This window comes from Pseudomonas fontis, from assembly GCF_028656955.1.
Taxonomy (GTDB): Bacteria; Pseudomonadota; Gammaproteobacteria; order Pseudomonadales; family Pseudomonadaceae; genus Aquipseudomonas; species Aquipseudomonas fontis.
The window spans coordinates 26,556-51,879 of record NZ_JAMDGY010000013.1; the positions used below are offsets into that span (position 1 = coordinate 26,556).

The following is a 25,324-nucleotide window of genomic DNA, read 5'->3' on the forward strand; positions in this document are numbered from 1 at the left end:
TATGCGTAATGTCATTACGATAACAATAACGCAGAAGTGCTGTCAGCGCTGGCAAGGCGAGCAGCCAACTGCCATAACCGGCCCTTTGGTGGCCTGGAGGCTCGATGAACCTCGATTCCACGACTTCGCTCGCGTACCAGAGCGGTTTCGGCAATGAATTCGCCAGCGAGGCACTGCCCGGCGCCCTGCCGGTAGGCCAGAACTCCCCGCAAAAAGCCCCTTACGGCCTGTACGCCGAACTGCTATCCGGCACTGCGTTCACCATGACCCGCAGCGAGCTGCGCCGTACCTGGCTGTACCGCATTCGCCCCTCGGCACTGCACCCGAAATTCGCGCGCCTGGAGCGCCAGCTGGCCGGTGGCCCGCTGGGCGCCGTCACGCCGAACCGCCTGCGTTGGAACCCGCTGGAAATCCCGAGCGAGCCCACCGACTTCATCGATGGCTGGGTCGCCATGGCCGCCAACTCGGCGTCTGAAAAGCCGGCCGGCATCAGCATCTACAACTACTGCGCCAACCGTTCCATGGAGCGGGTGTTCTTCAACGCCGACGGCGAGCTGCTGCTGGTGCCGGAGCAGGGCCGCCTGCGCATCGTCACCGAGCTGGGCATCCTTGAGGTCGAGCCGCTGGAAATCGCCGTGCTGCCGCGCGGGATGAAGTTCCGCGTCGAGTTGCTGGACAGCCAGGCGCGCGGCTACATCGCCGAAAACCATGGCGCACCGCTGCGCATCCCGGACCTGGGGCCGATCGGCAGCAATGGCCTGGCCAACCCGCGCGACTTCCTCGCCCCGGTAGCGCACTACGAAGAGCAGCAGGGCCCGGTGCAACTGGTGCAAAAGTTCTGCGGCGAGTTGTGGGGCTGCCAGTTGCAGCATTCGCCGCTGGACGTGGTCGCCTGGCACGGCAACAACGTGCCGTACAAATATGACCTGCGCCGCTTCAACACCATCGGTACGGTCAGTTTCGACCACCCGGACCCGTCGATCTTCACTGTATTGACCTCGCCGACCAGCGTGCCGGGCATGGCCAATATCGACTTCGTGATCTTCCCGCCGCGCTGGATGGTGGCCGAGAACACCTTCCGTCCACCGTGGTTCCACCGCAACCTGATGAACGAGTACATGGGCCTGATCCAGGGTGCCTATGACGCCAAGGCCGAAGGCTTCCTGCCTGGTGGCGGCTCGTTGCACAGCTGCATGAGCGCCCATGGCCCGGATGCGGAAACCTGCTCCAAGGCCATCGCTGCGGACCTGATGCCGAGCAAGATCGACAACACCATGGCCTTCATGTTCGAGACCAGCCAGGTGCTGCGTCCGACCCGCCATGCGCTTGAATGCCCGCAATTGCAGGCCGACTACGATAGTTGCTGGGCTACCTTGCCGAGCACCTTCACCCCGAATCGGAGATAACCATGAATCAATCCGCCATTGCCCGCAGTTGGGTCGAGCACGCCAACGGGCATAGCGATTTCCCGCTGCAGAACCTGCCGCTGGGTATCTTCAGCCGCGCCACTGAGCCACGCCGTTGTGGCGTCGCGATTGGCGATGCGATCCTCGACCTGGAAGGTGCGCTGGCTGCCGGCCTGTTCGATGGCGAGGCGCGTAGCGCTGTCGAAGCCACCCGGGGTGGTGCGCTGAACGCCTACTTCGCCCTGGGCCGTGGTGCGCGCGTGGCACTGCGTGAGCGCCTGTTGGAACTGCTGGGCGAAACCAGCCCGCACCAGGCCCAGCTCAAGGGCCTGCTGTATCCGGCTGCCGATTGCCAGTTGCACCTGCCGGCGCAGATCGGTGACTACACCGATTTCTATGTCGGCATCGAGCATGCGAAGAACGTCGGCAAGCTGTTCCGTCCAGATAACCCGCTGCTGCCGAACTACAAGTACGTGCCGATTGGTTATCACGGCCGTGCCTCGACCATTCGTCCGTCTGGCACCGACGTGCGGCGTCCGAAGGGCCAGACCTTGCCGGCCGGGCAGACCGAGCCGAGTTTTGGCCCGTGTGCACGCCTGGACTATGAGCTGGAGCTGGGCATCTGGATTGGCCAGGGCAATGACATGGGCGATTCGATCCCGGTGGCTGAGGCGGGCGACCATATTGCTGGTTTCTGCCTGCTCAACGACTGGTCGGCGCGGGATATCCAGGCCTGGGAATACCAGCCGCTGGGCCCGTTCCTGTCCAAGAGCTTCATCTCCACGGTTTCCCCATGGGTGGTGACGGCCGAGGCGCTGGCGCCGTTCCGTTGCGCCCAGCCGGCGCGTCCGGAAGGTGACCCGCAGCCGCTGTCGTACCTGCTGGACAAGCGTGACCAGGCCAATGGTGCGTTCGACATCGAGTTGGAGGTGCTGTTGATCACTGAGCGCATGCGTGAGCAGAACCTGCCGGCGCATCGCCTGACCCTGAGCAACACCCTGAGCATGTACTGGACCGTGGCGCAGATGGTGGCGCACCACAGCGTCAACGGCTGCCAGTTGCAGTCGGGCGACCTGTTCGGTTCGGGCACCTTGTCGGGTGCCAAGCCTGGCCAGTTCGGCAGCCTGCTGGAGATCACCCAGGGTGGCAAGGAGCCGATAGAGCTGGCCAGCGGCGAGGTGCGCAAGTTCCTCGAAGATGGCGATGAAATCATCCTGCGTGCGCGTTGCGTGCGAGACGGTGTGGCGTCGATCGGTTTTGGCGAGTGCCGGGGCAAGGTTGTTCCAGCGCGTTGAGAGGGCAGGGCAATGGATCTGTTTACCTATTACCGTTCGACTTCGTCGCACCGGGTGCGGATTGCCCTGGCGCTCAAGGGGCTGGAGTACCAGTCCCTGCCGGTCAACCTGCTCAAGGGCGAGCAGCGTGAACCTGGGTACGCGGCGATCAACCCGCAGGGGCGGGTGCCGGCGCTGAGGGTGGCGTCGGGTGATGTGCTGGTGCAGTCGCCAGCGATCATCGAGTACCTGGAAGAGGCCTATCCACAGCCGGCGTTGCTGCCCGGGGACGCGGTGCAGCGGGCCAAGGCGCGCGGTGTGGCGGCGCTGATCGGCTGCGATGTGCATCCGTTGCACAACGTCAGTGTGTTGAATCAGTTGCGTCAGTTGGGGCATGACGAAGGACAGGTCAATCAGTGGATCGGGCACTGGATTGGCCAAGGGGTGGCCGCTGTTGAACAGTTGATCGGGGATCATGGGTTCTGCTTTGGCGATGAGCCGGGGTTGGCGGATGTCTACCTGATTCCGCAGCTGTATGCGGCTGAGCGGTTTGCTACGGACCTGACGGCCTTCCCAAGGATTCGGCGGGTGGCGGGGATGGCTCTGGAGCATCCGGCGTTTGTTCAGGCGCATCCTGCGGCGCAACCTGATTCGCCCTGATTGGGGGGCAGCCATTTTGTGTGGGGGCTTTCGGGCCCCTTCCGCCTTTACGGCGGCTCACTTCTGACGGCGCCAAAGTGTGCGTCATGCATAGCAAAACCGCACACTGGGAGAGTGACTGTCTTGCACAACCTGTTGTAGCCGCTGCCGGCAGGCTGCGCTGGAGCCCGTGAGGGTTCCCCAAAGCGGCGCCTGCTATGCAGGCGAGCGCAGCCTGACGGCAGCGGCTACATAGAAGCGATAGACCGTAAAGCAAGAGTGAAGCGAATTGTGCCGTTGATCTTATCTGTCGGCCCCGTCTTCCAGAGGCCGAATGGGGGGGCAGACCTTTGGTTACTTTGGGCTGGGCCGGCACACCGGCGTTTGCCAAAGTGACCCGCCGTTCACGCCCCGCAAAAAACCTCAATGCACAGAGGGCGAAGAAGCAGGCGGCAAGTGACTCAAACGCTCCGTCAACCGCAACTGCTGAATCGGATCATCACTCAACAACAGCGCATGTTCCAGGTCATACCGCTCGGCCTGTGGGCACCCCAACCGCTGATACAGCGTGGCCCGTGCCAAATAGTCACTGGCGCTGGGCGCCCCCAGCTGCAGCACCCGTTCGGCGTCCTTGAGCGCCGCCAGGTCATCATCATGCGTCGCATGCAATTGCCGTAGATTGCGCGACAGGCGCTGCAACATCTGTGGCGCACTGGCCGTCAGCAGATGCTCTGCCGACAACGCCACCTGTGGCCCGAACTGCCGCCCCAGCAGCTCGCGACAATCGCTGGCATACAGGCGCCGCCCACCGCAGGGGTCCAGCAGATGATCGGCCCCTGGCACCCTGAGCAGAAAATGCCCCGGAAAATTCACCCCCTCCAGCGGGATCGACAATCCCTGTGCCAGCTCCAGCGTCAATATCGCCAGCGTCAGAGGCTGCCCCCGCCGGCGCTGCATGACCTGATCAAGCAACGCCGCCTGAGGCCGTAGTGGGTGATACTCATCCTCCTGAAAGCCCATGGCACACAGCTGACGCAACAGCGGCTGGGCCAGCTCGTTCAACGGCAACATCGGCAAGGCCCTGCTCACGTCTTGCCTCAGCGCATGCAGTTCGTCCAATACCTGGCGCGGTTGCACGCTGGCGTCATGTTCCACGGCCATCCACAACCCTGCCTCGAACAGGGCAACGGGGCTGCGATCTAGACAGGCCAGGCAGGCTTGGCGTGGGGTCATGACAATCTCCAATCAAGCTTTTGTTTTAGCGCTGACACGGGCTTTCGTCCAGTGCCCCGGCAGGGAACGCGGCGCCGCCTATACTGGTGGGAGCACCGCGACCCGAGGGCTTGGCGATGTTCGCTCTCATGCAAAGCACGCGCACCCAGTCACTGCACCTGTGTATCGATCCGGCCACCGGCTTGAAAGCCGTGATCGCGATCCATAGCGAGCAGCACGGCCCCGCTATGGGCGGCTGCCGCTACCTGGCCTACCCCGACGACGACAGTGCCATGAGCGATGCCGTTCGTCTGGCCCAGGGCATGACCTACAAAGCCGCATTGGCTGGCCTGCCGTTTGGCGGCGGCAAGGCCGTGGTCATCCGCAACCCCCACGTCGAAAACCGCGCAGCCCTGTTCGAGGCACTGGGCCGCTTCATCGATTCGCTGGATGGTCGCTTCATTGTCGGCACCGACAGCGGCACCTCGACCGTGGACATGGACTGCATCGCCCAATCCACCCTGCACGTCACCAGCACATCGGCAGCAGGTGACCCGTCGCAACATTCAGCGATGGGGGTGTTTGCAGGTATTCGGGCCACGTCCATGGCCCGGCTGGGCAGCGACAATCTGGAAGGCTTGCGGGTGGCCGTGCAGGGGTTGGGCAATGTCGGCTATGCCCTGGCCGAACAGCTGCACGCTGCCGGGGCGGACCTGCTGGTCAGTGACCTGGACCCAGGCAAGGTGCAACTGGCGATGGAGCAGTTCAATGCCCACCCGATTGCCCCGGAAGCCTTGATCGGTACACCCTGCGATATTTTTGCGCCGTGTGGGCTGGGTGCGGTGCTCAACGGCCAGAGCGTGATGCAGTTGCGCTGCGCTGCGGTGGCAGGTTCGGCGAACAACCAGCTGACCACCCTGCAGATTGCCGACCAGTTGGAAAACCGCGGCATTCTCTACGCGCCGGACTACATCATCAATTCCGGCGGGCTGATTTATGTGGCGCTCAAGCACCAGGGCGCAGACCTGGGCTCCATCACGGCGCACCTGGCGCGTATTCCGTCACGGCTGACCGAGGTGTTTGCCCATGCCCAGGCCGAAAAGCGCTCGCCAGCGCGGGTGGCGCAGATGCTGGCGGAACGGCTGGTGTACAGCACCTGAGGCGGCCCGTCTGACGCTTACGCCGCGACAACCGCGAGCGCAGTTTCCAGCACACTGTCGATAAGGTTTTCGGGTTTGAACATGTTCGCGTGAACAGTTAGTCCCTCCAGACAGATGAATATAAATGCCGTCTTTTTCTCAATCTCAGCGCTGTTCGCTTCAATCAGGCAGTTGCGGATAAGTGCTTGAATGGACAGTTTATGGTTTCGCATGATCGCGGTAAATTCAGGGACGGAATTATTGAACTCTTCAGATGCCTTGATGAACATGCAGCCGTTGAATTCCTTTGATTTAAACCAGCGTCGGTGCCATTCAAAAATAGCGCTGATTCTTTTGACGCCGCGGGTATGACCATTTACATATTTGCAAAGATCGGCCATGAACAGTTCATCTCGAAGCTTTAATACTTCGGCAATTAACCCTTCTTTTGTACCGAACTGTTTGTACAGCGTCATTTTTGCTACGCCAGACTCCGCAATTATTTTGTCCACACCCACGCTTGCGTAGCCATGCCGCGAAAAAAGACTCAGTGCAGTCGCGAGGATTTCATCACGCTTTGCCATCTACAAATCCTATTAAGATTTAGTTATTAATAGATAAAATGAATTTATCATAATGCCATCACCGGGTATAGTTCGGCCGAATTTAAGGCAGACAGGTCTGTCTACTTATGGAGGTGGAAATGCTCAAGTTCATTGGGAAAATGGCAGGTGGAAGCCCTCTGCCACCTAGGCCAGCCGCAAGGATGGTGTGGAATGGTCTCATAGGTGGGCTTCTGGGCATTAGTGTGATTGCAATTTTGACACAAAGCTTTGGCTTGCCGTTCATGATGGCTCCTCTGGGGGCCACCTGCGTACTTTTATTCGCCGCCCCCGATGCGCCGCTGGCTCAGCCACGCAATGTGATTGTTGGTCATCTGCTGTCGAGTTTTGTCGGGATAGTGGTTGCCAAGTACTTGGGGGTTACTCCGCTTTATATGGGGCTTGCAGTCGGCGCTGCCATCGCGTTGATGCAAGTTACCCGAACATTGCATGCACCGGCGGGAGCGGACCCGCTGGTTATTCTCTTGGCGGGGGGTGCCGACTGGGACTTTCTGTTTATGCCGGTCACTGTCAGTTCGGTGATTCTCGTTGCGATAGCGCTGGTGCTGAACAATGCGAGCACTGCCAATAAATGGCCCAAATACTGGTGATGTCATGCCGATTCTAAGCTTGGACTTGTCGTGCCCTGTCGACGTGGCGGTGAAGAACGTAATTGCTAATAATTTGACAGTGCTGACCAACAAGATTCTCGGAAAAAACGCAGGGTTGACGGTTGTTAAAATTACCGACGCCGGCACATATTGGTATGTGGCCGGCGAGGTGTACGAAAACCGTCAGGTGTTTTCACTGGACATAAAGATCACTGAAAAAACCAATGATCCGGTAGAGGTTCATGCCTGGATCGGCGCAGTCTATTCGATGCTTAGGTGTGAGCTGGGCATGAAAAGCGGCGCGCCAAACTATATTTCGGTTACGTGTTTGGATGGCCGATTCTGGGGCTACGATGGAACAACACAAACAGCAAGGAATGCACAATGAAGGTCAGTGAGATTTTTAAAACAATCGTCCACCGCACGCTACTTGAAGATAGCGCGACGGTTGATGCCCCTGGTGACCGGGTAATTGACTTGGGGCTGGGAGAGGCCTGCCTGCCCGATCTGGAATTCCAGCCGTATCAGCCAGGGGTAAGAAAAAACGTATTGATTCACCCTATCTTCGACAACAGTAAAGATGATCCATCCGGTTCCGATTGCGCGATACTGCAGTATTTGCCTGGCGCGTTCACCCCCAAGCACCTGCATGTGGGCTATGAAACAGTATTGGTGCTCAAAGGCGAATATGTTGAAAACGATGTGTTGTACCACCCGGGTACATTGATTGTCCGCGAACCTGGAACCACCCATGAAATGCGCACCACGACCGGTTGCGTCATTCTGGCATTTCGCGACATGCCGGTAAAACAGTTGACCTGATCGGTCCTGGTTGAACGTGATTCCGCACGGCCGTGCGATTGTTGAGCGGTCGGCTGATTCAAACACTACCCAGCGCCTTAACACCAAATATAATATCTGGCACGTGTATTTATATGGAACTCATTACTGCATCGGAAGCGGCCGCTCTCATTACCAATGGGGCAACGTTAGTGTCGGGGGGCTTTGGTAGTTGCGGCCACCCTGACGTATTGACGAAGGCATTACGCGATTCATTTTTGCGAACAGGCATGCCCAGTAACTTAACGCTGTTGTTTGCAGCAGGGCAAGGCGACAAAGCCGGCAAAGGCTTGGACCAGTTAGCATTGGATGGGCTGGTAAAAAAAGCGATCGGGGGGTTTTGGGGGTTATGCCCAGCTCTGGCAAAAATGGCGGTTGAAGGGCGAATTGAAGCCCATAACTGGCCACAAGGTGCAATCAGCAAGCTGTTTTCAAGAATTGCAGCGGGGGAGCCAGGCCTGATTACCAAGATTGGCTTGGGGACTTTTGTAGACCCTGCCATCGAGGGCGGCGTTATTGGTGCTAGCGGTGCCGATCCGATTGTTGAGCCGATCAGCATCAAGGGCGAGGACTACCTGTTGTACCCCTCAATGAAGGTCGACTATGCGCTTTTGCGCGGTAGCGTATCTGATGAGTGTGGAAATATTTCGTTCGAGTCTGAAACGTCCTTCATGGATGCGATGGCTCAGGCGCAGGCCGTAAAGAACTGCGGTGGCAAGGTTATCGTGCAGGTGAAGAAAATCACCGCATCTGGAAACCTCAAGCCTGCCGAGGTGAAGGTGCCTTCCTTCCTTGTCGATTTTGTGGTGCTCGCCGATGACGCGGAACATCCGCAAACCTATGGGCGCCATTACGAAGCGGCGTACACCAGCCGAACGGGCAACGCGCCGCCTGTAGCGCTAGACGAAGTTGCCATGGCCAAACGCGTTATTGCCAGCAGAGCCGCACGTGAGCTGGCGAACTATCCTGGGGCAAATATTAATCTGGGTATTGGAATCCCCGCGATCGTCGGTGCCTATGCGAAAAAGATTGGCGTGGCGGATTTCACCTTGACCGTCGAATCGGGCGTGGTGGGTGGGGTACCCGATGAAGGGCTTTCATTTGGTGCCTCACTGAACCCTCAGGCCATTGTCGAGCAGGCTGCGTTATTTGATTTTTATGATGGGGGTGGCCTGGATGTTTCATTTCTAGGGTTTGGTGAAGTTGACAGGTTTGGCAATGTCAATGTCAGTAAGTTCGGCGAGCGGTTACCGGGCGCAGGTGGCTTCATCAATATTTCCCAGACCGCAAAAAATATCTATTTTTGCGGCACGGCAACAACCCGTGGCAATACCTTGAGTGTCGATGCCGCGGGCCGTGTAACCAACGTAACGCAGGGCAAGATATCAAAGTTTGTCAATGAGGTGGGGCAGTTGACGTTCAACGCAGACACGGCGTTACGTCGAGGCCAACAGGTACATTACATTACGGAATTCGGCCTGTTTAAACTGACGGAAAGTGGCATCGAACTGGTTGAAATCGTTGCCGGCGTGGGGATTGATATTATCCGGGATGTCGTGCCGTTCCATTTTGATGTGGCCATTGATCTAAAAGAAGTTGTGTGTGTGATCTGACTTCTCTTTAGCGTTTTCACTTTCCTTTCAGTCAAGAGTCGTATTATGGAAGATACTATTTGCATCGTCGGTGCGGGGTCCACCTGTCTCGCGTTTGTACATTACTACACTGAAAAAATGAAAGCACTCCCGCCAGGTGCACCTAAAACACTATATGTAATTGAGAAGTCCGAAGAGTTTGGCTGTGGTGTGGCCTATGCTTCAGATTTGAGCAGCAATATTCTCAACACCAAGTCGGGGTCGATTAGCCCATTCATTGACAAGCCTGGCGATTTTTTTCAGTGGCTGGGCAGTAATAAGGCAATGGTCTCACGTTGTTTTCCTGATTTCGCCATGGTCACTGACTCCTATGCGCCGCGGCCTCTGTTTGGCGCTTATTTAAAAGACCGATTCAAGACGTCGATCAAAGATGCTGCCGCGGTTGGCGTTAATGTGGTACAGATTTTTGCGGAAGTGACGGATATCGTCAGAACGCTACGGGGTTACTTGATTTATACCAGTTGCGGGGTATCGCTCAAGTGCGGAAGTGTCTTCATGATGTGTGGCACACTTGCGCCCAGGCAAGCAGAAGGTCAGCAGGAAGCCAGTATGCTTGCTCATCCCTATCCGGTATCCCAATTGCCGAGCGTGGTTCGCTCTGACGACGCTGTGGCCGTCATAGGTTCCCGACTTAGCTGTATCGATACGGTGATTGCGCTGTTTGAAAATGGGCACAAAGGGGAGGTGACTATCTATTCGCGCAGTGGGTATTTCCCTTCCGTGCGCGGCACCCAAGGGCGCATTGTGCCTAGGTACCTGACCGAGGACTATTTCGATGACCTGTTACGCAAGAGCTTACCTCTGACGCTTGATCAGTTGGTGGGGCTTGTGACGAAAGAGATTGCTCATCAGGGGGGTATGACCCGTAGTGATTTCGTCGCGCCTCAAGCCCCTCAGGACATCGTGGCCTTTCTAAAGGAAGAGTTAGAAAAGTCTACCTGCCCACGCCCGTGGCAGGCGGTGCTCTATGCCACCAACAAGGTAGTGGGAACGATCTGGGCATTACTTTCGGCTGCGGACAAGAAGATGTTCATTGATAAGTACTTCAGTGTGTTCATGTCTTATCGCGTGTCCATTCCTTCTGAAAATGCCCAGAAGATTTTGAATTACCTGTCGTCCGGGCAGCTGAGGTTTGTGCGAGGCCAGCACACGGTTGTTGCGTCGTCCGCTAACGAAGTTGTTGTTCAGGAGGAAGGCGGGGCGGTACGCCACTACGGCAAGCTGATCAACGCTACCGGCTCGCCGCGCGATATCAGCCGGCTAGACTCTGCGTTGATCTCAAAGCTCATGGCGCACAACTACATTTCACCGAACAGTTATGGCGGGCTTTGTATTGATCGAACGTCCTATCGCGCGATCAATGCACTCGGGCAGATCGAGGATGGCTTGCATGTAGTGGGTGAGCTGACCAATGGCGAGTTTTTCTTCACAAGTGCGCTAGACATTAACTCTACGCATGCCTACCGGTGTTGTGAAAATTACTTTGCGCGTCTGGCCGAGCGTGCCTACGCAACGCAGACACATGAGCATTTCGGAGCCAGTGTCATGCTTTGATCCGTTCGAAAGCAGTGCGACAGGCCCACAGAGTGAACTTTGTGGGCCTTACTGAATCACGTCGACGCGTGGGGTGTTACGCGTTGTCAGGCTTGTCCAAATCAGCCAACGCAGCAGCGTTGTTCTTGAACGCCGCAGCAAAGACCAAGCGATTTTTGGCCATGAAGATACTGGCTTCTTCCGCTACCGTCTCATCCAGGCCTGGCACGTTTTTCACCAGCACCTGGGTCAACGTCTCTGCCAGCTCCAGCATTTGGTCGTGTGCATCAGCAAGTTTGCGGTCCAAAAACGTAGTCTCCAAATCGCGCGTGCTGCGGTAAAGAATCTCTACAGCCATACGAGGCCTCTCAATCAGTGATGTCAGGGCGTCTCATGGGAGTCGCCACCCTGTGTCGCGGTAAGTGGGGTCAGAACGGCAATCTAGGCAATGGTACTGTTCATTCATACAGTAATTCAAGCATAAGCCAATCCAGCGGATTTGGATAGTGGCATTTTTATAGCTCAGATTGGTCCCGTCAGCTGCCTCACGACTGGCAGTTTTAGTGCCTTGCGGCAATCGGTCGTCTTCTCAAACACGGCTCCTGGCCTTTTTACTGCATGCAGGCAACCTGTCATGTGCTTGCCGCATCCTCCTTCCAGCCGTATCAAGGAACTCGCATCGTGAACATCAATTGGGCTGACAAACTGCGCAAGGGGCTGCATGCCTCGGCTGATTCGCTCGGCAATCTCTGCGTCGAGGCCTTTCATTACCTGGCGTTGTTCGGCATCGGTGCAATCACCGCCTACGCGGCGGTGGCCACGTTCATCGACATGCTCGGCAAGGGTGGGGTCAGCGTGGATGACATCCTGCTGTTGTTCATCTACCTGGAGTTGGGGGCGATGGTCGGGATCTATTTCAAGACCAACCACATGCCGATCCGCTTCCTGCTGTACGTCGCGATCACCGCGCTGACGCGCCTGCTGATCGGTGATGTGTCGCACCACAAGGCGCCGGATGTGGGCCTGCTGTACGTGTGTGGCGGGATCCTGCTGTTGTCGTTCTCGATCCTGGTGGTGCGCTATGCCTCATCGCGCTATCCGTCGACCAAGGTCATTGATGCCAGCGGCAAGGACGTGCTGGACGACGGCAAGGTTTAACGCGCGGCCGTACCAAGGCGGTCACTTGTGGTGCAGGCGTTGTGGGAGCCGGCTTTGCCAGAGGCGCGACCGGTTCCCGGTCGATCGCTGGCAAGGCCAGCTCCCACAGAGATGGCTGCAGAACTGTTAATTGCTCAGGTACCAGGCTCGTGGACATAAAAAAGGCAGGCCCCCTGGGCCCGCCTTTTTACCGTCTGCGTTCTAGCGTGTGTTGATCAACCCTGCCGTGCCTGCTCGTTCTCCAGGAACTCTTCCTGCAGCAGTGCATCGTTCACGGGTTCGCCATTTTGCTGGGCCACGGCGCGCTTGCTGCGCAGTTTGCCGTAGAAGTGTTCCAGCGCATGGTTGAGTTTTGTCGCGGCACCTTCCACCGCTTGCTCCAGCGATGCGGATTTGTGCGCAACGGAAATCGGTTGGTGACCCTTGGGGCGTGCCTCCAGCTGGCAGCGCTTGTCATGCGGGCCCGACTTGTCGCCGTTTTCATCCCGCAGATGGACCTCAATACGGGTGAGGTCTTCTTCATAACGATCGAGCGCGCTTTCTACCGTACTGCGGACCCACTGCTCCAGACGGATGTTGCCTTGAATATGGTTGTCGCTATTGACTTGGATTTGCATAGTTCAATCCCTTATTCAGCTAGCTCGCAAGAGAATCGATGGGGCCGTGGCGGCCTGTGGAAATCATCGCCTCTTGACTACAAGGTCAGGCAGTTCGCCAAACAATTCAACCCCTTTCAAAAGAAAAATATCTTGTAGCAAAAAGCCCGGCGAAGGCCGGGCTTTTGCATGCGCCAGGTCAGAACGCGATGGAGGTCTGCAGGTATACAGTGCGTGGTTCACCCACGTACTTGCCCTTGTTGTTGTCATCGAACGAGCGGGTGAAGTACTGGTGGTTGAAGATGTTTTTCACCCCCACGGCGACGTTCAGGTCCGACAGTTGCGGGCCGAAATCATAGCCGGCGCGGCTGCTGAACAGCATGTAGCCCGGGATCCGCCCGGTGCTGCCGTCGGCACTTTCGTTGGAGGTGTTGGCGTTGTCGGCGAACTGCGAACTCTGGTAGGTGCTGTCCAGGTTCAGCTTCCACGGGCCGTCGGTATAACCGACACCCAGCGTGCCTTTATGTTTTGAGGAGAACGGCACACGATTGCCTTTGTTCGGCCCATCTTCGCGGATGGTCGCGTCTACAAAGGCATAGGTGGCGTACACGTCGAAACCGGCCAGGGCCGGGTTCAGGCCATCGAGGGCGTACTTCACGCTGGTCTCGATACCCTGGTGGCGGGTCTCGCCACGGGCGATCACCGAGTCGTTGGTCTGGTTGCTTTCGTACTGGTTGTCGAAGTTGATCAGGAACGCGCCGATCTCGGCTTGCAGGTTGCCGTTGTCATAACGGGTGCCCAGCTCCCAGGTGCGGGCTTTTTCCGGCTTCACTTCGCCCGAGTCCACGCGTTTCTGCATCTGGCTGTACTGCACGCTGCCGAAGGAGCCTTCGGTGTTGGCGTACAGGTTCCATTCGTCGGTCAGGTGATACATCACGTTCAGGGCGGGCAGGGCGGTGTTGTAGTCACCCTGGTAGCGCTGGCCGTTGAGCTTGTTGGTCTGCCCGGAGTCGATCATCTCGTAGCGGATGCCGGGGGTGATGGTCCATTTGCCGATGTCGATACGGTCGTCGAGGAACAGCGCATGGGCTTCGGTGCTGCCACGGGTATCGCGGTCGTTGCGGCTGGCGGTGGTGGGCAACTGGTTGCCATTGACCGGCTCGCGGTAGCGCAGCTCGTGGCCGGCTTCGTTCACGTAGCGATAGCCCAGGCCCACTTCGTGCCAGCTCTCACCCAGCGCGAAACCTTGCGAGAAGCGGGTTTCGATACCGCGTATCCAGTACTCGCGCGGCGACAGCGAAAGGAAGGTGCCCTGGTCCAGGTAACCGCTGCGCAGGGTCTTGGTGAAGAAGCTGTTGACGCTGAACTGGCGGTCATTTTCCTTGTAGTCGTAGTCGTAGCCGAAGTTGAACATGGTGCGTCGCCCCCAGAACTTGTCGTTCAGGCGGGTCGACTGGTACGGGTCGGCATCGTAGTCGGCAACGCTCAGGCCACCGGGCATCTGTGCTTCACCCTCGTAGTACTGGGCCATGGCATGCACGCTGTTGGCTTCGTCGATCTGGTACCTGCCCTTGAGGATCAGGTCGTCGATCTGCGTGTCGCTGTGCTCGCGCCAGTCACCGCCGCGTACACCGGAGTAGAGGATCGCCCCGCCCAGGCCATTGGAGTTGGTGCCACCGGCGAGCAGGTTGGCGTTGGTCTTGAAGCCGTCGTGGCTGGACGATGGGCTGGTCTGGGTTTGCAGGCCCACTTTCACGCTTGGCTCGTCGGGAATCGCCCGGGTAACGAAGTTGACGATGCCGCCGACGTTCTGCGGGCCATAGCGCACGGCGCCACCGCCACGCACCACGTCGACCGCGTCCATGTTGCCCATGCTCACCGGGGCGAATGACAACTGCGGCTGGCCATAGGGTGCGAAGGGCACCGGGATGCCGTCCATCAACACCGTGGAGCGCGACGCCAGGCGCGGGTTGAGGCCGCGAATGCCGAAGTTCATCGCCATGTCGTGGCTGCCGGTGCCGTTGTTTTCCGGGGCGTTCACGCCTGGGATACGGTTGAGCACCTCGCGTGCGGTGGTGGCGCCAGTGCGCTCGAATTCTTCGCGGCGGATCACGTCACGGGCGCCGGGGTGGCCGAATACGTTGTCCTGCGCCGCTTCGCCCAGCCAATCGCCGACCACGCTCGAGGCGCCCAGCTCGACCGCTGCCGGGGTGGTGGCCGACGGCGCTGGGGCCGGTTGCAGGCTGTAGGCATTGTTACCTTCGGCGCGGGCTTGCAGGCCGGTGCCTTCGAGCAGTGCATCGAGCCCTTGCTGCGCCGTGAAGTTGCCGTGCAGGCCACGGCTCTGCACGCCCTGGGTCACCTGCGAGCCAAACGAGATCAGCACGCCGCTGGCCCGGCCGAACTGGTTCAGCGCGTCTTCCAGCGAAGTCGGCGCGATCTGGTAAGCGCGTGCGACAGCATCGGCGGCCTGCAGCGGCGCAATGCTGGCGAAGGTCAGGCTGGTGCCTAGCAGCAGTGCGCGCAGGGCAAGGGCGAGGGGGCTTGGTCGAAGGGGCATGCAAGTGATCCTTGAGAAGGGCGAAGGGTTCTGCCTTCTCTGTCACGCGAGAAAAATAAACGGCTCACGGTTTTTGAAATTTATTTCAGGCGCGGGCTTCAACCGTTACCCAGTAGCGGGTGAAGCGGCGCACGCGTACCGGCAGGGCCACTTCCAGCAGGTCGAGAATCCGCTCGCTGTCCGCCAGTGGATAACTGCCGGAGATCAGCAGGTTGGCCACCGCCGGGGCGCAATTGAGCTGGCCGCGCCGGTAGCGGCCGAGCTCATCGAGGAAATCGCCCAGGCGCATGTGCGCGGCCACCAGCATGCCGTCGACCCAGGCGCCGGCATTGGCATCCAGCGCGCTGCTGGTGTGCCAGCCATGGCCGTCGCTGTGCGCCTGTTGCCCGGCGGCCAGCAGTTGCCCGGCGCTGCTGGCGCTGCCCTGAAACACCGATACGCGGATTTGTCCGGGCAACTGGCGAACGTTGAAGCGACCTGCGGAAAGCTTCAGCAGGCCCTCGCCGGTGAGCACGCGCAGCGGGCGCTGGTCGGCAGCCACACTCAGGAGGATTTCGCCCTCCAGCAGCTCGATCAGCCGCTGGTCGCGGTCGAAGCGCACGTCAGCGGCGCTGGCAGTGTTCAGGTGCAGCTCGCTGCCATCGTCCAACCGCGCCTGCCGGCGTTGGCCGAGTGGGCTGCGGTAATCGGCGAGCAGCGGCGGCAGCGGGTTGTGGGCCTGCAAGGTCAGGCCGCAGGCACTGCCCACGCCCAGGAGCAGCAACGCCTTGAGCGCACGCCGGCGGCTGGCGGAGCGCGGCGCTTGCAGGGCGGCGTGGGCCAGGGGCGAGTTGAGCCCGCGCAGGCGCTGGTTGACGCGCAGGATGTGCTCCCAGGCCCGGCGATGCTCTTCGCTGGCTTGCAGCCAATGTTCCATGGCCCGTTGCTGGTGGGCATCGAGGGTGCCGCCCTGGATTTCGATCAGCCAATGCACTGCCTGTTCGGCGACGTTGGCTGAAAATTCCCCGGCGTTGTTGTTCACAGGGCGAAGTAGCAGCGCAAGGCTGCCTTGTTCAGGTGGCGTTTGACCGTGGCCAGGGAAATCCCCAGCTGGCTGGCGATTTCGGCGTAGCTCAGGCCGTCGACCTGGGCCAGCAGGAACGCCCGCTTGACCTGCACGGGCAAGCCGTCGAGCAGGCGGTCCAGTTCGATCAGGGTTTCCAGAATGATTGCCCGGTGTTCTTCCGAGGGGGCAACTTCTTCGGGCAACTGGGCGAGGGCCTGGTAGTAGGCGCGCTCCAGGTCCTGGCGGCGATAGTGGTTGCTCAGGACACGCTTGGCGACGGTGGTGAGGAACGCCCGTGGCTCATTCAGCGTGGGGGTTTCACGGGCCTGCAGCAGGCGCATGAAAGTGTCCTGGGCCAGGTCGGCGGCATTGTCCGGGCAGCCCAGACGGCGTCGCAACCAGCCGGTCAGCCAGTTGTGATGGTCTAGGTAGAGGCCTTCAAGCGAAGTCGACTGGGCACTGGGCACTGGGCACCGTGAACACTCCGGCGCCAGGAAATGCGCAACAGGTATTAAGAATTGTTCGCATTGTAGGGGCGAAGGGTGGATTCAGCAATTGCTGCGCGATTGGTGGTGTGTTTGTGGCTGCGTCACGCGGGGGCAGAGGCCGTCCAGATCAACGGCAGCACTCTGTTTTGCTTGTGAGAATATTTATCATTATTATTAGCGCCTTTCTCGCAATGGACTGATCCCATGAAAAGCAAAGCTGCCGGGCTGCCGTTGGGCTACCGCCTGGCCGTGACCTCCCGCTGCCTGGCTGCCCTGGTGGGCGGCTATCTGTTGGCAGCCATGGCGAGCGTCTGCATGGGCCTGTTGCTGCCGATGCCCAAGGCTGAAGCAGTGATCACCGGCATGATGCTGTCGTTCCTGTTCTACCTGGTGGCGATTCTCTGGAGCTTCGCCTGTCGCACCGCCGCACAGGCCTGGCTCGGCATCTTGCTGCCCAGCGCCGTACTGGCGCTGATCAACGGGCTGGCCTACTGGATGAACACCCCATGAAAGAAGGTTTTCGCCAGTCGATGGCCTGGCTGCACACCTGGGCGGGGCTGGTCTTCGGCTGGCTGCTGTTCGCGATTTTCCTCACCGGGACGCTGTCCTACTTCAAGGCCGAGATCAATCACTGGAGCCAGCCCGAGATCCCCAGCCGGGCGCTGAACAGCGCCGCCAGCCTCGACCTCGCGCAGCGCTACCTGCAAACCCATGCCGCAGGCGCCGGCAGCTGGTTCATCGACCTGCCCAGCGAGCGCGAGCCCGAGCTGAGCGTCAGTTGGCGCCCCGCTGGTGGCGGGCGCGGTGATTCCACCCAGAAGGTGCTCGACCCGGCCACCGGCAGCGAGCTGCAAGCCCGCGACAGCCGCGGTGGCGACTTCTTCTACCGGTTCCACTTCCAGTTGCAGATGCCCCACCCGTGGGGCCGCTGGCTGTCGACGTTCTGTGCGCTGATGATGTTCGTCGGGCTGATCACCGGGATCATCACCCACAAGAAGATCTTCAAGGAGTTCTTCACCTTCCGCCCCGGCAAGGCCCAGCGCTCGTGGCTCGATGGCCACAACGCGATCGGCGTGCTGGTGTTGCCATTCCACCTGATGATCAGCTACAGCAGCCTGGTGATTTTCATGGCGCTGGTGATGCCGGCGAGCATCGCGGTCAGCTACAACAATGACACCCGGGCGTTCTTCAGCGACGTGTTCGGCATTCCCCAGTCGGTCAAGGCGACCGGCAAGGCGGCCGAGCCGCTGCCGCTGTCGACGCTCTACGCCAAGGTCCAGGAGCAGGTCCCCGGCGCACGCATCGCCTGGGTTGAAGTACAGAACCCGGGTGATGAAAACGCCCGGGTGCGAGTCACGCGCTATTCGGGGGATCGCATCGCGCACCTGCGCGGCGGTGGCTGGTTGTTCGATGGGGTCTCGGGCACGCATCTGTCCAGCGACTTTGCCGACACCACGCCGATGCTGATTTCCGGCGGTTTCTACGGCTTGCACCTGGGCGAGTTCGCCGGGCCGGTGTTGCGCTGGCTGTACTTCTTCTTCGGCCTGGCCGGCACGGCGGTGATCGGCACCGGCCTGGTCATGTGGCTGGGCAAACGCCAGCTCAAGCACGCCAAGAGCGGCGTGCAGCCCTTTGAGCTGCGCCTGGTCGAGGTGCTGAACATTGCCAGCATGAGCGGGCTGATCCTGGCGGTCGCCGGGTTCTTCTGGGCCAACCGGCTGATTCCAGCGTTCCAGGAGGGCCGCGCCGATGCGGAGATCAACACCTTCTTCCTGATCTGGGGGTTGTCGTTGCTGCATGCGCTGCTACGGCCCGGGCGCAAGGCCTGGGGCGAACAGCTCGCGGTGGCGGCGGTGTTCTACCTGGCCCTGCCACTGATCAATGCCTGGACCACCGGCCAGGGCTTGAACCATTCGATCCGCGTGGGCGACTGGAGTATGGCCGGCTTCGACCTGACCGCGCTGGGCTGCGGGCTGTTCCTCTACTGGGCGGCGCGCAAGATGCTGCTGCCGCCTGTCGTTGCCCCCAAGCGTGCGCCCAAGGTTGCGAAAGCCGCGGCGCTGATTGAAAGCGAGGTGAAGTGATGTTGGCGATCACGCTATTCGGCTTTGCCGGGTTCGCCGGCCTGTGCCTGTCGATGGAACGTCATTACAGCGACCTGCTCGGCCACAAGGCCACGCCACGGCGCCTGCGGGGCCTGCGCATTGGCGGCTGGTTGCTGTTGGTGGTCGCGCTGTGGCTGGCGGTGCTCAAAAGCGGCTGGGCCATGGGCCTGGTCGAGCTGTTCGCAGTGCTGATGGCCGGCCTGTGCCTGTGGGTCTTCGTGCTGCCATACCGGCCCAAGCTGTTGCTGGTGCTGGCGGCGGCCAGCGTTGTGCTCGGGCCGTTCTCGGCGCTGGGCTGGATCTGAGCCGATGAACGAGCCGTTCGACCTTCCTTCCGCAAGCCCGGGCCCGGATGAGCCTGGGCGGGCGCGCTTCCTCCAGGTGTTCCTGGCGCAGCGCTCGCGGATGGAAAGCCTGGTGAGCCGCCGCGTCGGCTGCCGGGCGACGGCGGCTGATCTGGTGCAGGACCTGTTCCTGCGCTTCTGGCGGCGCCCGCAGGTGAACGTCGAGGCGCTGGACACCTACCTGTTGCGCTGCGCCGGCAACATTGCCATCGACCACCTGCGTAGCGAAGGCGCCCGTGGCCGGGCCAACGATGGCCTGCCAGAAGGCGAATTCGCCAGCTCCGGCAGCGAACCGCAGGCGGCGCTGGAAACCGATAGCGAATTGCGCCGCATCGAAGCGGCCCTGCGTGAACTACCCGAGCGCACCCGGCAGATCTTTCTGCTCAACCGCATCCATGGGCGCAAGTACGCGGACATCGCCAAGGCCATGGGCCTGTCCCAAAGTGCCGTGGAAAAACATATGATGCGGGCCCTTGAGGCTTGCAAGGCGAGTATCGCCGGCGGGCCCGCCGTACCCCGCACGCCAGGGAATGCCCCGCGATGAACGCCGCCATGACACTCACCCCCGAACAGCAACAGGCGGCCTTGGCCTGGCTCAGCCAGATCAACCAGCAGCCTGCGCGTGCCGAGCGGGCAGAGTTCAAGCGCTGGTTGCTGGCCGACCCGGCTCATGGCGAGGCCTATCGGCAGGCGCAATCACTGTGGCTGAGCACCGCCGAGCCCGCTGCGCGGTTGGCGGCTGAAGAGGCGCAAGCCCTGCAGAAATACCTCGATGCCATGGACCTGCCCGCCGCCAAATGGCGCCCGCGCCTGGCCGGGCTGGCCGTCGCGGCGAGTGTGGTGTTGTGTGTCGCCCTGGGCGCCGGCCTGCATCCGGGCAACTGGATCGACGACTTCGGCGCGGACTACGTCTCCTCCGTGGGTGAGATCAGGTCGGTTACCCTGGCCGACCAGTCGCAACTGACGCTGGATGCCGACAGCGCCATCAGCGTCGATTTCAGCCATGGCCAGCGTCAGGTCGAGGTGCGTCGCGGCGCGGTGTTCTTCCAGGTAACCCACACGGGTGCGCCGTTTACCGTACAGGCCAATGGCGGCGAAGTACGCGTGCTGGGCACCCAGTTCGAGGTGCGCCGCCAGGCTGACGGCGCGCAGGTCACCGTGCTCTCCGGCAAGGTCGGCGTGACCGCTGCGCCAGGGCAGGCGCAGCAGGTGCTGAGCGCCGGGCAGCAGGTGGCCTTCGAGCAGGGCGCCGCTGCTGCGGTGCATGGCGTCGACAGCGAAAGCCAGCTGGCCTGGCGCCAAGGCTGGCTGAACTATTACCAGGCGCCGCTGGCGCAGGTGGTCGATGACCTGTCGCGCTATTACCCCGGGCGCATTGTCGTGCTGGGCGGTGAACTGGGCGCGCGCAAGGTCAGCGGCAGCTTCCCCGCCGATGACCCGTTGGCGGCGCTCGATGCCCTCGGTGCCGTGGTTGGTTTCCAGCGCAAGACGTTGCTTGGCCGGGTGACGGTGCTGCGCTGAAAAATATTTTCAGAAAAGTGCTGAGGTAATTTCATCCGGCATCCGTGTAGTGATTGGTAATGCGATTAATTCGCATGGGCGTTGTTCACTCACAGGTCATCGGCATGAAGTTCAGGGCACAGTCTTCGGTAGTACGTTGCGTTTCCATCTGTCTCGGTGCGGCGGCGATGCTGCCCGGCAGTTTTACCCAGGCGATTGCCCAGGCGGCGGAGCAGGTCGATCAGCTGTTCAGTTTTGCCCAGGCCAGCAAGCCGTTGCCGCAAGCGCTGAATGACTTCAGCCGGGTGACCGGGTTGAGCGTCGTGTATACCGTCGACCTGCCGCGCATCAACGCCCCGGCGCTCAATGGCGCACTGAGCGCCGAGCACGCCCTGCAACGCTTGCTCGGCAACAGTGGCTACAGCTTCCGCCGCCTGAACGCGCGCACCCTGACCCTGGAACCCGCTGTCCAATCGGGTGCGCTGAACCTCGACCCGACCAATATTTCCTCGCAGGCCGACAGCGTCGGCAGCTACCAGCCACCGGTCACGGCGTCGATCATGCGCGGGCAGGGGCCGAACCAGGACATCCCCCAGGCGATCAATGTGGTACCGGCGCAGGTCATCAAGGACCAGGCGCCGCGCAACCTCGACGATGCGCTGTACAACGTCAGCGGCATCACCCAGGGCAACAACTTCGGGGCGACCGCCGACACCGTGATGAAGCGTGGCTTTGGTGACAACCGCGACGGCTCGATCATGCGCGACGGCATGCCGCTGGTTCAGGGGCGCAGCCTCAACGCCACCACCGAGCGGGTTGAAGTACTCAAGGGCCCGGCGTCGCTGCTGTACGGCATCCAGGATCCCGGCGGGGTGATCAACGTGGTCAGCAAGCGCCCGCAGTTGCAACGCTACAACGCCATCAACGTACGCGGTTCGACCTACGGCAGCGGCAAGAATGGCAGCGGTGGCGGGCTGGACAGCACCGGCGCGCTGGGCGACAGCAACTTCGCCTACCGCCTGGTGTTGGACCACGAGGATGAAGACTACTGGCGCAACTTCGGCACCCACCGTGAATCGCTGGTGGCGCCGTCGCTGGCCTGGTTTGGCGAAGACACCCAGGTGCAACTGGCCTACGAGCACCGCGAGTTTCTCTACCCGTTCGACCGTGGCACGGCGATCAGCCCGACGACCAATCACCCGCTGAACATTCCCGGCACCCGTCGCCTCGACGAGCCGTTCAACAACATGGAAGGGCGCTCCGACCTGTACCGCCTGGAAGTCGATCACCAGCTTTCGGATGACTGGAAAGCCCACTTCGGCTACAGCTTCAACCGTGAAACCTACGATGCCAGCCAGGTCCGGGTGACGGCGGTGAATGCCGCCAAAGGCACGCTCACCCGCAGCATGGACGGCACCCGTGGGTCGCTCAGCAACGACCGCTTTGCCACCGTCAGCCTCGACGGCAAGGTGCAGTTGGCCGGCATGCAGCATGACCTGCTGGTGGGGTTCGATGATGAGTACCGCAAGATCTACCGCGCCGACCTGATTCGCGGCAGCAGCAACACCTTCAGCTACCTGGACCCGGTCTATGGCCTGGCGCCTGAAGGCACAGCGGTGCGGGCCAGCGACAGCGACCAGACCGACAAGCTGCGCAGCAACTCGCTGTTCTTCCAGGACTCGCTGCACCTGGACGAACACTGGATTCTGGTGGCCGGTGCGCGCTACCAGATGTTCGACCAGTACGCCGGCCGTGGCCGTCCGTTCAAGGCCAACACCGACAACAGCGGCCAGGCCTGGGTGCCGCATGCGGGGCTGGTGTACAAGGTCGATGACAGCCTGTCGCTGTATGGCAGCTACACCGAGTCGTTCAAGCCCAATTCGAGCATTGCCCCGCTGACTGGCGGGCGGGTGCTGGATTCCTCGATTGACCCGGAACAGGGCAAGTCCTGGGAGCTGGGGGCCAAGCTGGATATTCCCGGCTCGATCACCGGGACCCTGGCGTTCTTCGACATCACCAAGCGCAACGTGCTGGTGGCCAACTTCGACCAGGCCTCGGGCGATACGCTGTACAGCAATGCCGGCGAGGTCAGCTCGCGCGGTGTGGAGCTGGACCTCAGTGGCCAGCTCAGCGAGCGCTGGAGCCTGATTGGCAGCTATGCGTTTACCGATGCCGAAGTGACTGAAGACCCCAAATTGAAAGGCAACCGCCTGCAGAACGTGGCGCGGCATTCCGGCTCGATGTCGGCGGTGTATGACGTGGGCAGCCTGTTCGGTGGCGACCGCTTGCGGCTGGGGGCCGGGGCGCGTTATGTGGGGGAGCGTGCGGGTAATTCGGAGAACGATTTCGACCTGCCGGCGTACACCGTGGCGGATGCTTTCGCGACCTATGAAACCCGCCTGGATGAGCACAAGGTGCGCTTGCAGCTGAACGTGAAGAACCTGTTCGACAAGACCTACTACACCTCGGCGGTGAACCGCTTCTTTGTTGCGGTGGGGGATTCGCGACAGGTGACGTTGTCGAGCACCCTGGAGTTCTGAAGGGCCCCATCGCCGGCAAGGCCGGCTCCCACAGCGGCCGGTGTGATGCCATATCTCGTGGGAGCCGGCCTTGCCGGCGATGGGCTCAGCCGCGCAATGCCAGCCGATACTCCCCAGGCGTTGCCCCCAGTGCCTGGCGAAAGCGGTTGCTGAAGTGGCTGGCACTGGCAAACCCGCACTGCAGGGCGATTTCGCCCAGCGCCAGGTCACCCAGGCGCAACAACTGCCGCGCCCGCGCTAAACGCCGGGCCAGCAGGTACTGGTGCGGCGGCAAGCCGAAGCTGGTGCGGAACATTCGCGCAAAGTGGTATTCCGACAGATGGCACAGCCCGGCCAGCTCACCCAGGCTGATGGGCTGTTCCAGATGCCCCTCGACATACTCCACCAACAGCCGACGCTGATGCGCCGCCAGCCCGCCTTTGAGCCGCAGGCCCTGGCGCGGGCCGACCTGGCTCAACACCGCGTGATCGAGAATCTCATGGGCCAGGCTGCTGGTCAGCAGGCGCTCGCCGGGCTCATCCCAGTTCAGCGCAATCAACTGGCGAAACCGCCGGGCCTGCTCGGGGGCGTCGATAAAGGTCGCCTCGCGCAGTTGCAATTCGCGCGGTTCGCGGTCCAGCAGGCGCACGCAGCCCAGGGCGAACTGCGCCTCGCTGATGTACAGGTGCGCCAGGCGGATATTGCCGTTCACCACCCAGTTCGACGCGGAACCTGCCGGCATGATGCACAGCTTGTTTGGCGCGCCCTTGTTGGCCGGTTGATCGCGGCGAAAGGTGCCGGTGCCGTCGGCGATGTAGCAGGACAGCGTGTGGTGGGTCGGCGCTTCGTAGTCGCGGGCGTCATGACGGTTGCTCCACTGGGCTGCGGCCAGGCCGTCACCGAGCTGCGCACTGTGTTCCAGGCGGGTATTGGGCGACTCGTGCATGGCTTTGAAGACTTGCAGGTGATCCAGCGGCGTCATGGTCATTACCTCTGTCGCCATCCTACCCGTGCGCGCTTGCCTGGTCAGCCGGGCAGCACGCAAAAGCGCAAGTTTGTGCAAGCGCGGCGGCAGGCCTTGCCCGGACACTGAAGGCACACCAGTGAGGAGCGCTGCCATGAATCTGTCGTTGTACCTGTTGACCGTAGTGATCTGGGGCACCACCTGGATCGCCCTGAAACTGCAATTGGGCGTGGTCGCCATTCCGGTGTCGATTGTCTATCGCTTTGCCCTGGCGGCACTGGTGCTGTTTGCCATCCTGCTGATCAGCCGCCGCCTGCAACCGATGAACCGGCGCGGGCATGCGATCTGCCTGGCCCAGGGCTTGTGCCTGTTCTGCGTGAACTTCATGTGCTTCCTGACGGCCAGCCAGTGGATCCCCAGCGGCCTGATCGCCGTGGTGTTCTCCACCGCCACCTTGTGGAATGCGCTGAATGCGCGGGTGTTCTTCGGCCAGAAGATCGCGGCCAATGTGCTGGCCGGCGGGGCGTTGGGGCTGGGAGGGCTGGGGCTGTTGTTCTGGCCGGAGCTGGCGGGCCACACGGCCAGTCGGGAAACCCTGGTCGGGCTGGGCCTGGCCTTGCTGGGTACGCTGTGTTTCTCGGCCGGCAACATGCTCTCCAGCCTGCAACAGAAGGCCGGGCTGCGGCCGCTGACCACCAATGCCTGGGGCATGTGTTATGGGGCGGGTATGCTCGGGGTCTACTGCCTGTTGAGCGGTATCCCGTTCACGATGGAGTGGAACACGCGGTATATCGGCTCGCTGCTGTACCTGGTGATTCCGGGGTCGGTGATCGGCTTCACGGCCTACCTGACCCTGGTCGGGCGCATGGGGCCGGAGCGCGCAGCGTACTGCACGGTGTTGTTCCCGCTGGTGGCGTTGAACGTGTCGGCCTATGCCGAAGGCTATCAATGGACGCTACCGGCCCTGTGCGGGCTGGTGCTGGTGATGCTGGGCAATGTGCTGGTCTTTCGCAAGCCGCGGGAGAAGGTGGCGCTTGGCACTGTGGCCGCGAGAACCTGAGGCGGCCCTATCGCCGGCAAGGCCGGCTCCCACAGGTTATGTATGGCATCACAGCGACCACTGTGGGAGCCGGCATT

At 61.1% G+C, this 25,324-nt stretch carries 25 protein-coding genes; 17 read left to right on the forward strand and 8 right to left on the reverse strand.

All coding sequences use genetic code 11. The features are described 5' to 3' along the window. Window positions 1–104 precede the first annotated feature (104 nt). The 3 genes from hmgA to maiA are packed head-to-tail and all read left to right on the forward strand — an operon-like array spanning window position 105 to window position 3,340. Window positions 105–1,406, forward strand: coding sequence for a homogentisate 1,2-dioxygenase (hmgA, locus tag M5G11_RS04535; RefSeq protein ID WP_273909380.1), 1,302 nt, complete (start codon window positions 105–107; stop codon window positions 1,404–1,406). A gap of 2 nt (window positions 1,407–1,408) precedes the next feature. After that, on the forward strand, window positions 1,409–2,701 hold the full coding sequence (gene fahA, locus M5G11_RS04540; protein WP_273909381.1) for a fumarylacetoacetase: 1,293 nt from the start codon (window positions 1,409–1,411) through the stop codon (window positions 2,699–2,701). Window positions 2,702–2,713: 12 nt separating this feature from the next. Continuing rightward, on the forward strand, window positions 2,714–3,340 hold the full coding sequence (maiA, locus tag M5G11_RS04545) for a maleylacetoacetate isomerase (RefSeq protein WP_273909382.1): 627 nt from the start codon (window positions 2,714–2,716) through the stop codon (window positions 3,338–3,340). 402 nt (window positions 3,341–3,742) lie between these two features. On the opposite strand, the gene M5G11_RS04550 is transcribed toward maiA, so the two are convergent. After that, the gene (locus M5G11_RS04550) at window positions 3,743–4,552 is read right to left on the reverse strand and encodes a SirB1 family protein (protein WP_273909383.1); all 810 of its coding nucleotides are present in this window, start codon (window positions 4,550–4,552) and stop codon (window positions 3,743–3,745) included. Between the two features lie 116 nt (window positions 4,553–4,668). On the opposite strand from M5G11_RS04550, the gene M5G11_RS04555 reads away from it, so the two are divergent. After that, a complete protein-coding gene (locus tag M5G11_RS04555) occupies window positions 4,669–5,691 on the forward strand; it encodes a Leu/Phe/Val dehydrogenase (protein ID WP_273909384.1) in 1,023 nt (340 codons plus the stop codon). Window positions 5,692–5,708: 17 nt separating this feature from the next. Here the strand turns inward: M5G11_RS04555 and M5G11_RS04560 are convergent, their stop codons facing one another. Next, complete coding sequence (locus tag M5G11_RS04560; protein ID WP_273909385.1) at window positions 5,709–6,254, reverse strand: TetR/AcrR family transcriptional regulator; 546 nt, start codon at window positions 6,252–6,254, stop codon at window positions 5,709–5,711. A gap of 119 nt (window positions 6,255–6,373) precedes the next feature. Between M5G11_RS04560 and M5G11_RS04565 the strand changes: the two genes are divergently transcribed. From M5G11_RS04565 to M5G11_RS04585, 5 genes are all read left to right on the forward strand, one after another. Next, window positions 6,374–6,883 (forward strand): HPP family protein, encoded by a 510-nt coding sequence (locus M5G11_RS04565; RefSeq protein WP_273909386.1) that lies wholly within the window; start codon window positions 6,374–6,376, stop codon window positions 6,881–6,883. Between the two features lie 4 nt (window positions 6,884–6,887). After that, a complete protein-coding gene (locus tag M5G11_RS04570; RefSeq protein WP_273909387.1) occupies window positions 6,888–7,271 on the forward strand; it encodes a hypothetical protein in 384 nt (127 codons plus the stop codon). Then, a complete protein-coding gene (locus tag M5G11_RS04575; protein ID WP_273909388.1) occupies window positions 7,268–7,705 on the forward strand; it encodes a cupin domain-containing protein in 438 nt (145 codons plus the stop codon). The genes M5G11_RS04570 and M5G11_RS04575 overlap by 4 nt, the downstream gene beginning before the upstream one ends. Before the next feature lie 113 nt (window positions 7,706–7,818). Then, window positions 7,819–9,336 (forward strand): acyl CoA:acetate/3-ketoacid CoA transferase, encoded by a 1,518-nt coding sequence (locus M5G11_RS04580; RefSeq protein WP_273909389.1) that lies wholly within the window; start codon window positions 7,819–7,821, stop codon window positions 9,334–9,336. Between the two features lie 45 nt (window positions 9,337–9,381). Then, on the forward strand, window positions 9,382–10,929 hold the full coding sequence (locus M5G11_RS04585; RefSeq protein ID WP_273909390.1) for an FAD/NAD(P)-binding protein: 1,548 nt from the start codon (window positions 9,382–9,384) through the stop codon (window positions 10,927–10,929). Between the two features lie 76 nt (window positions 10,930–11,005). On the opposite strand, the gene M5G11_RS04590 is transcribed toward M5G11_RS04585, so the two are convergent. After that, a complete protein-coding gene (locus M5G11_RS04590) occupies window positions 11,006–11,266 on the reverse strand; it encodes a YebG family protein (protein WP_273909391.1) in 261 nt (86 codons plus the stop codon). Between the two features lie 323 nt (window positions 11,267–11,589). Between M5G11_RS04590 and M5G11_RS04595 the strand changes: the two genes are divergently transcribed. Next, the gene (locus tag M5G11_RS04595) at window positions 11,590–12,066 is read left to right on the forward strand and encodes a phosphate-starvation-inducible protein PsiE (RefSeq protein WP_273909392.1); all 477 of its coding nucleotides are present in this window, start codon (window positions 11,590–11,592) and stop codon (window positions 12,064–12,066) included. A gap of 215 nt (window positions 12,067–12,281) precedes the next feature. On the opposite strand, the gene M5G11_RS04600 is transcribed toward M5G11_RS04595, so the two are convergent. From M5G11_RS04600 to M5G11_RS04615, 4 genes are all read right to left on the reverse strand, one after another. Further along, window positions 12,282–12,683, reverse strand: a complete 402-nt coding sequence (locus tag M5G11_RS04600) for an HPF/RaiA family ribosome-associated protein (protein ID WP_273909393.1) — start codon at window positions 12,681–12,683, stop codon at window positions 12,282–12,284. A 178-nt stretch (window positions 12,684–12,861) separates the two neighbouring features. Further along, window positions 12,862–15,222, reverse strand: a complete 2,361-nt coding sequence (gene fecA, locus M5G11_RS04605) for a TonB-dependent Fe(3+) dicitrate receptor FecA (protein ID WP_273909394.1) — start codon at window positions 15,220–15,222, stop codon at window positions 12,862–12,864. Between the two features lie 85 nt (window positions 15,223–15,307). Beyond that, window positions 15,308–16,243 carry a FecR domain-containing protein gene (locus tag M5G11_RS04610; RefSeq protein ID WP_273909395.1) on the reverse strand — a complete coding sequence of 312 codons (936 nt, stop codon included), beginning with the start codon at window positions 16,241–16,243 and terminating at the stop codon, window positions 15,308–15,310. Then, window positions 16,240–16,734: a sigma-70 family RNA polymerase sigma factor gene (locus tag M5G11_RS04615; protein ID WP_273909396.1), complete on the reverse strand. Its 495-nt coding sequence runs from the start codon at window positions 16,732–16,734 to the stop codon at window positions 16,240–16,242. Before M5G11_RS04615 ends, M5G11_RS04610 begins: the two co-directional genes overlap by 4 nt. Before the next feature lie 225 nt (window positions 16,735–16,959). On the opposite strand from M5G11_RS04615, the gene M5G11_RS04620 reads away from it, so the two are divergent. The 6 genes from M5G11_RS04620 to M5G11_RS04645 all read left to right on the forward strand — a co-directional run bounded on the left by M5G11_RS04620 (window position 16,960) and on the right by M5G11_RS04645 (window position 23,244). After that, complete coding sequence (locus M5G11_RS04620; RefSeq protein ID WP_273909397.1) at window positions 16,960–17,265, forward strand: DUF3649 domain-containing protein; 306 nt, start codon at window positions 16,960–16,962, stop codon at window positions 17,263–17,265. Further along, window positions 17,262–18,839, forward strand: coding sequence for a PepSY-associated TM helix domain-containing protein (locus M5G11_RS04625; RefSeq protein ID WP_273909398.1), 1,578 nt, complete (start codon window positions 17,262–17,264; stop codon window positions 18,837–18,839). Before M5G11_RS04620 ends, M5G11_RS04625 begins: the two co-directional genes overlap by 4 nt. After that, window positions 18,839–19,165 (forward strand): DUF3325 domain-containing protein, encoded by a 327-nt coding sequence (locus M5G11_RS04630; protein ID WP_273909399.1) that lies wholly within the window; start codon window positions 18,839–18,841, stop codon window positions 19,163–19,165. Before M5G11_RS04625 ends, M5G11_RS04630 begins: the two co-directional genes overlap by 1 nt. A 4-nt stretch (window positions 19,166–19,169) precedes the next feature. Beyond that, a complete protein-coding gene (locus M5G11_RS04635) occupies window positions 19,170–19,748 on the forward strand; it encodes an RNA polymerase sigma factor (RefSeq protein ID WP_273909400.1) in 579 nt (192 codons plus the stop codon). Next, on the forward strand, window positions 19,745–20,725 hold the full coding sequence (locus M5G11_RS04640; RefSeq protein WP_273909401.1) for a FecR family protein: 981 nt from the start codon (window positions 19,745–19,747) through the stop codon (window positions 20,723–20,725). Before M5G11_RS04635 ends, M5G11_RS04640 begins: the two co-directional genes overlap by 4 nt. Before the next feature lie 104 nt (window positions 20,726–20,829). Further along, the gene (locus M5G11_RS04645) at window positions 20,830–23,244 is read left to right on the forward strand and encodes a TonB-dependent siderophore receptor (RefSeq protein ID WP_273909402.1); all 2,415 of its coding nucleotides are present in this window, start codon (window positions 20,830–20,832) and stop codon (window positions 23,242–23,244) included. Window positions 23,245–23,329: 85 nt separating this feature from the next. Here the strand turns inward: M5G11_RS04645 and M5G11_RS04650 are convergent, their stop codons facing one another. After that, a complete protein-coding gene (locus tag M5G11_RS04650; RefSeq protein WP_273909403.1) occupies window positions 23,330–24,205 on the reverse strand; it encodes a helix-turn-helix transcriptional regulator in 876 nt (291 codons plus the stop codon). Between the two features lie 136 nt (window positions 24,206–24,341). Here M5G11_RS04650 and M5G11_RS04655 point away from each other — a divergent pair, with 136 nt between their 5' ends. After that, window positions 24,342–25,247 (forward strand): DMT family transporter, encoded by a 906-nt coding sequence (locus M5G11_RS04655; protein ID WP_273909404.1) that lies wholly within the window; start codon window positions 24,342–24,344, stop codon window positions 25,245–25,247. The last annotated feature ends 77 nt before the right edge of the window (window positions 25,248–25,324 follow it).

Bases quoted from the DNA above. Each gene is read 5' to 3' on its own strand.
- hmgA (WP_273909380.1), top strand. From the start codon at position 105: ATGAACCTCGATTCCACGACTTCGCTCGCGTACCAGAGCGGTTTCGGC.
- fahA (WP_273909381.1), top strand. From the start codon at position 1,409: ATGAATCAATCCGCCATTGCCCGCAGTTGGGTCGAGCACGCCAACGGG.
- maiA (WP_273909382.1), top strand. From the start codon at position 2,714: ATGGATCTGTTTACCTATTACCGTTCGACTTCGTCGCACCGGGTGCGG.
- M5G11_RS04550 (WP_273909383.1), bottom strand. From the start codon at position 4,552: ATGACCCCACGCCAAGCCTGCCTGGCCTGTCTAGATCGCAGCCCCGTT.
- M5G11_RS04555 (WP_273909384.1), top strand. From the start codon at position 4,669: ATGTTCGCTCTCATGCAAAGCACGCGCACCCAGTCACTGCACCTGTGT.
- M5G11_RS04560 (WP_273909385.1), bottom strand. From the start codon at position 6,254: ATGGCAAAGCGTGATGAAATCCTCGCGACTGCACTGAGTCTTTTTTCG.
- M5G11_RS04565 (WP_273909386.1), top strand. From the start codon at position 6,374: ATGCTCAAGTTCATTGGGAAAATGGCAGGTGGAAGCCCTCTGCCACCT.
- M5G11_RS04570 (WP_273909387.1), top strand. From the start codon at position 6,888: ATGCCGATTCTAAGCTTGGACTTGTCGTGCCCTGTCGACGTGGCGGTG.
- M5G11_RS04575 (WP_273909388.1), top strand. From the start codon at position 7,268: ATGAAGGTCAGTGAGATTTTTAAAACAATCGTCCACCGCACGCTACTT.
- M5G11_RS04580 (WP_273909389.1), top strand. From the start codon at position 7,819: ATGGAACTCATTACTGCATCGGAAGCGGCCGCTCTCATTACCAATGGG.
- M5G11_RS04585 (WP_273909390.1), top strand. From the start codon at position 9,382: ATGGAAGATACTATTTGCATCGTCGGTGCGGGGTCCACCTGTCTCGCG.
- M5G11_RS04590 (WP_273909391.1), bottom strand. From the start codon at position 11,266: ATGGCTGTAGAGATTCTTTACCGCAGCACGCGCGATTTGGAGACTACG.
- M5G11_RS04600 (WP_273909393.1), bottom strand. From the start codon at position 12,683: ATGCAAATCCAAGTCAATAGCGACAACCATATTCAAGGCAACATCCGT.
- fecA (WP_273909394.1), bottom strand. From the start codon at position 15,222: ATGCCCCTTCGACCAAGCCCCCTCGCCCTTGCCCTGCGCGCACTGCTG.
- M5G11_RS04620 (WP_273909397.1), top strand. From the start codon at position 16,960: ATGAAAAGCAAAGCTGCCGGGCTGCCGTTGGGCTACCGCCTGGCCGTG.
- M5G11_RS04625 (WP_273909398.1), top strand. From the start codon at position 17,262: ATGAAAGAAGGTTTTCGCCAGTCGATGGCCTGGCTGCACACCTGGGCG.
- M5G11_RS04630 (WP_273909399.1), top strand. From the start codon at position 18,839: ATGTTGGCGATCACGCTATTCGGCTTTGCCGGGTTCGCCGGCCTGTGC.
- M5G11_RS04635 (WP_273909400.1), top strand. From the start codon at position 19,170: ATGAACGAGCCGTTCGACCTTCCTTCCGCAAGCCCGGGCCCGGATGAG.
- M5G11_RS04640 (WP_273909401.1), top strand. From the start codon at position 19,745: ATGAACGCCGCCATGACACTCACCCCCGAACAGCAACAGGCGGCCTTG.
- M5G11_RS04645 (WP_273909402.1), top strand. From the start codon at position 20,830: ATGAAGTTCAGGGCACAGTCTTCGGTAGTACGTTGCGTTTCCATCTGT.
- M5G11_RS04650 (WP_273909403.1), bottom strand. From the start codon at position 24,205: ATGACGCCGCTGGATCACCTGCAAGTCTTCAAAGCCATGCACGAGTCG.
- M5G11_RS04655 (WP_273909404.1), top strand. From the start codon at position 24,342: ATGAATCTGTCGTTGTACCTGTTGACCGTAGTGATCTGGGGCACCACC.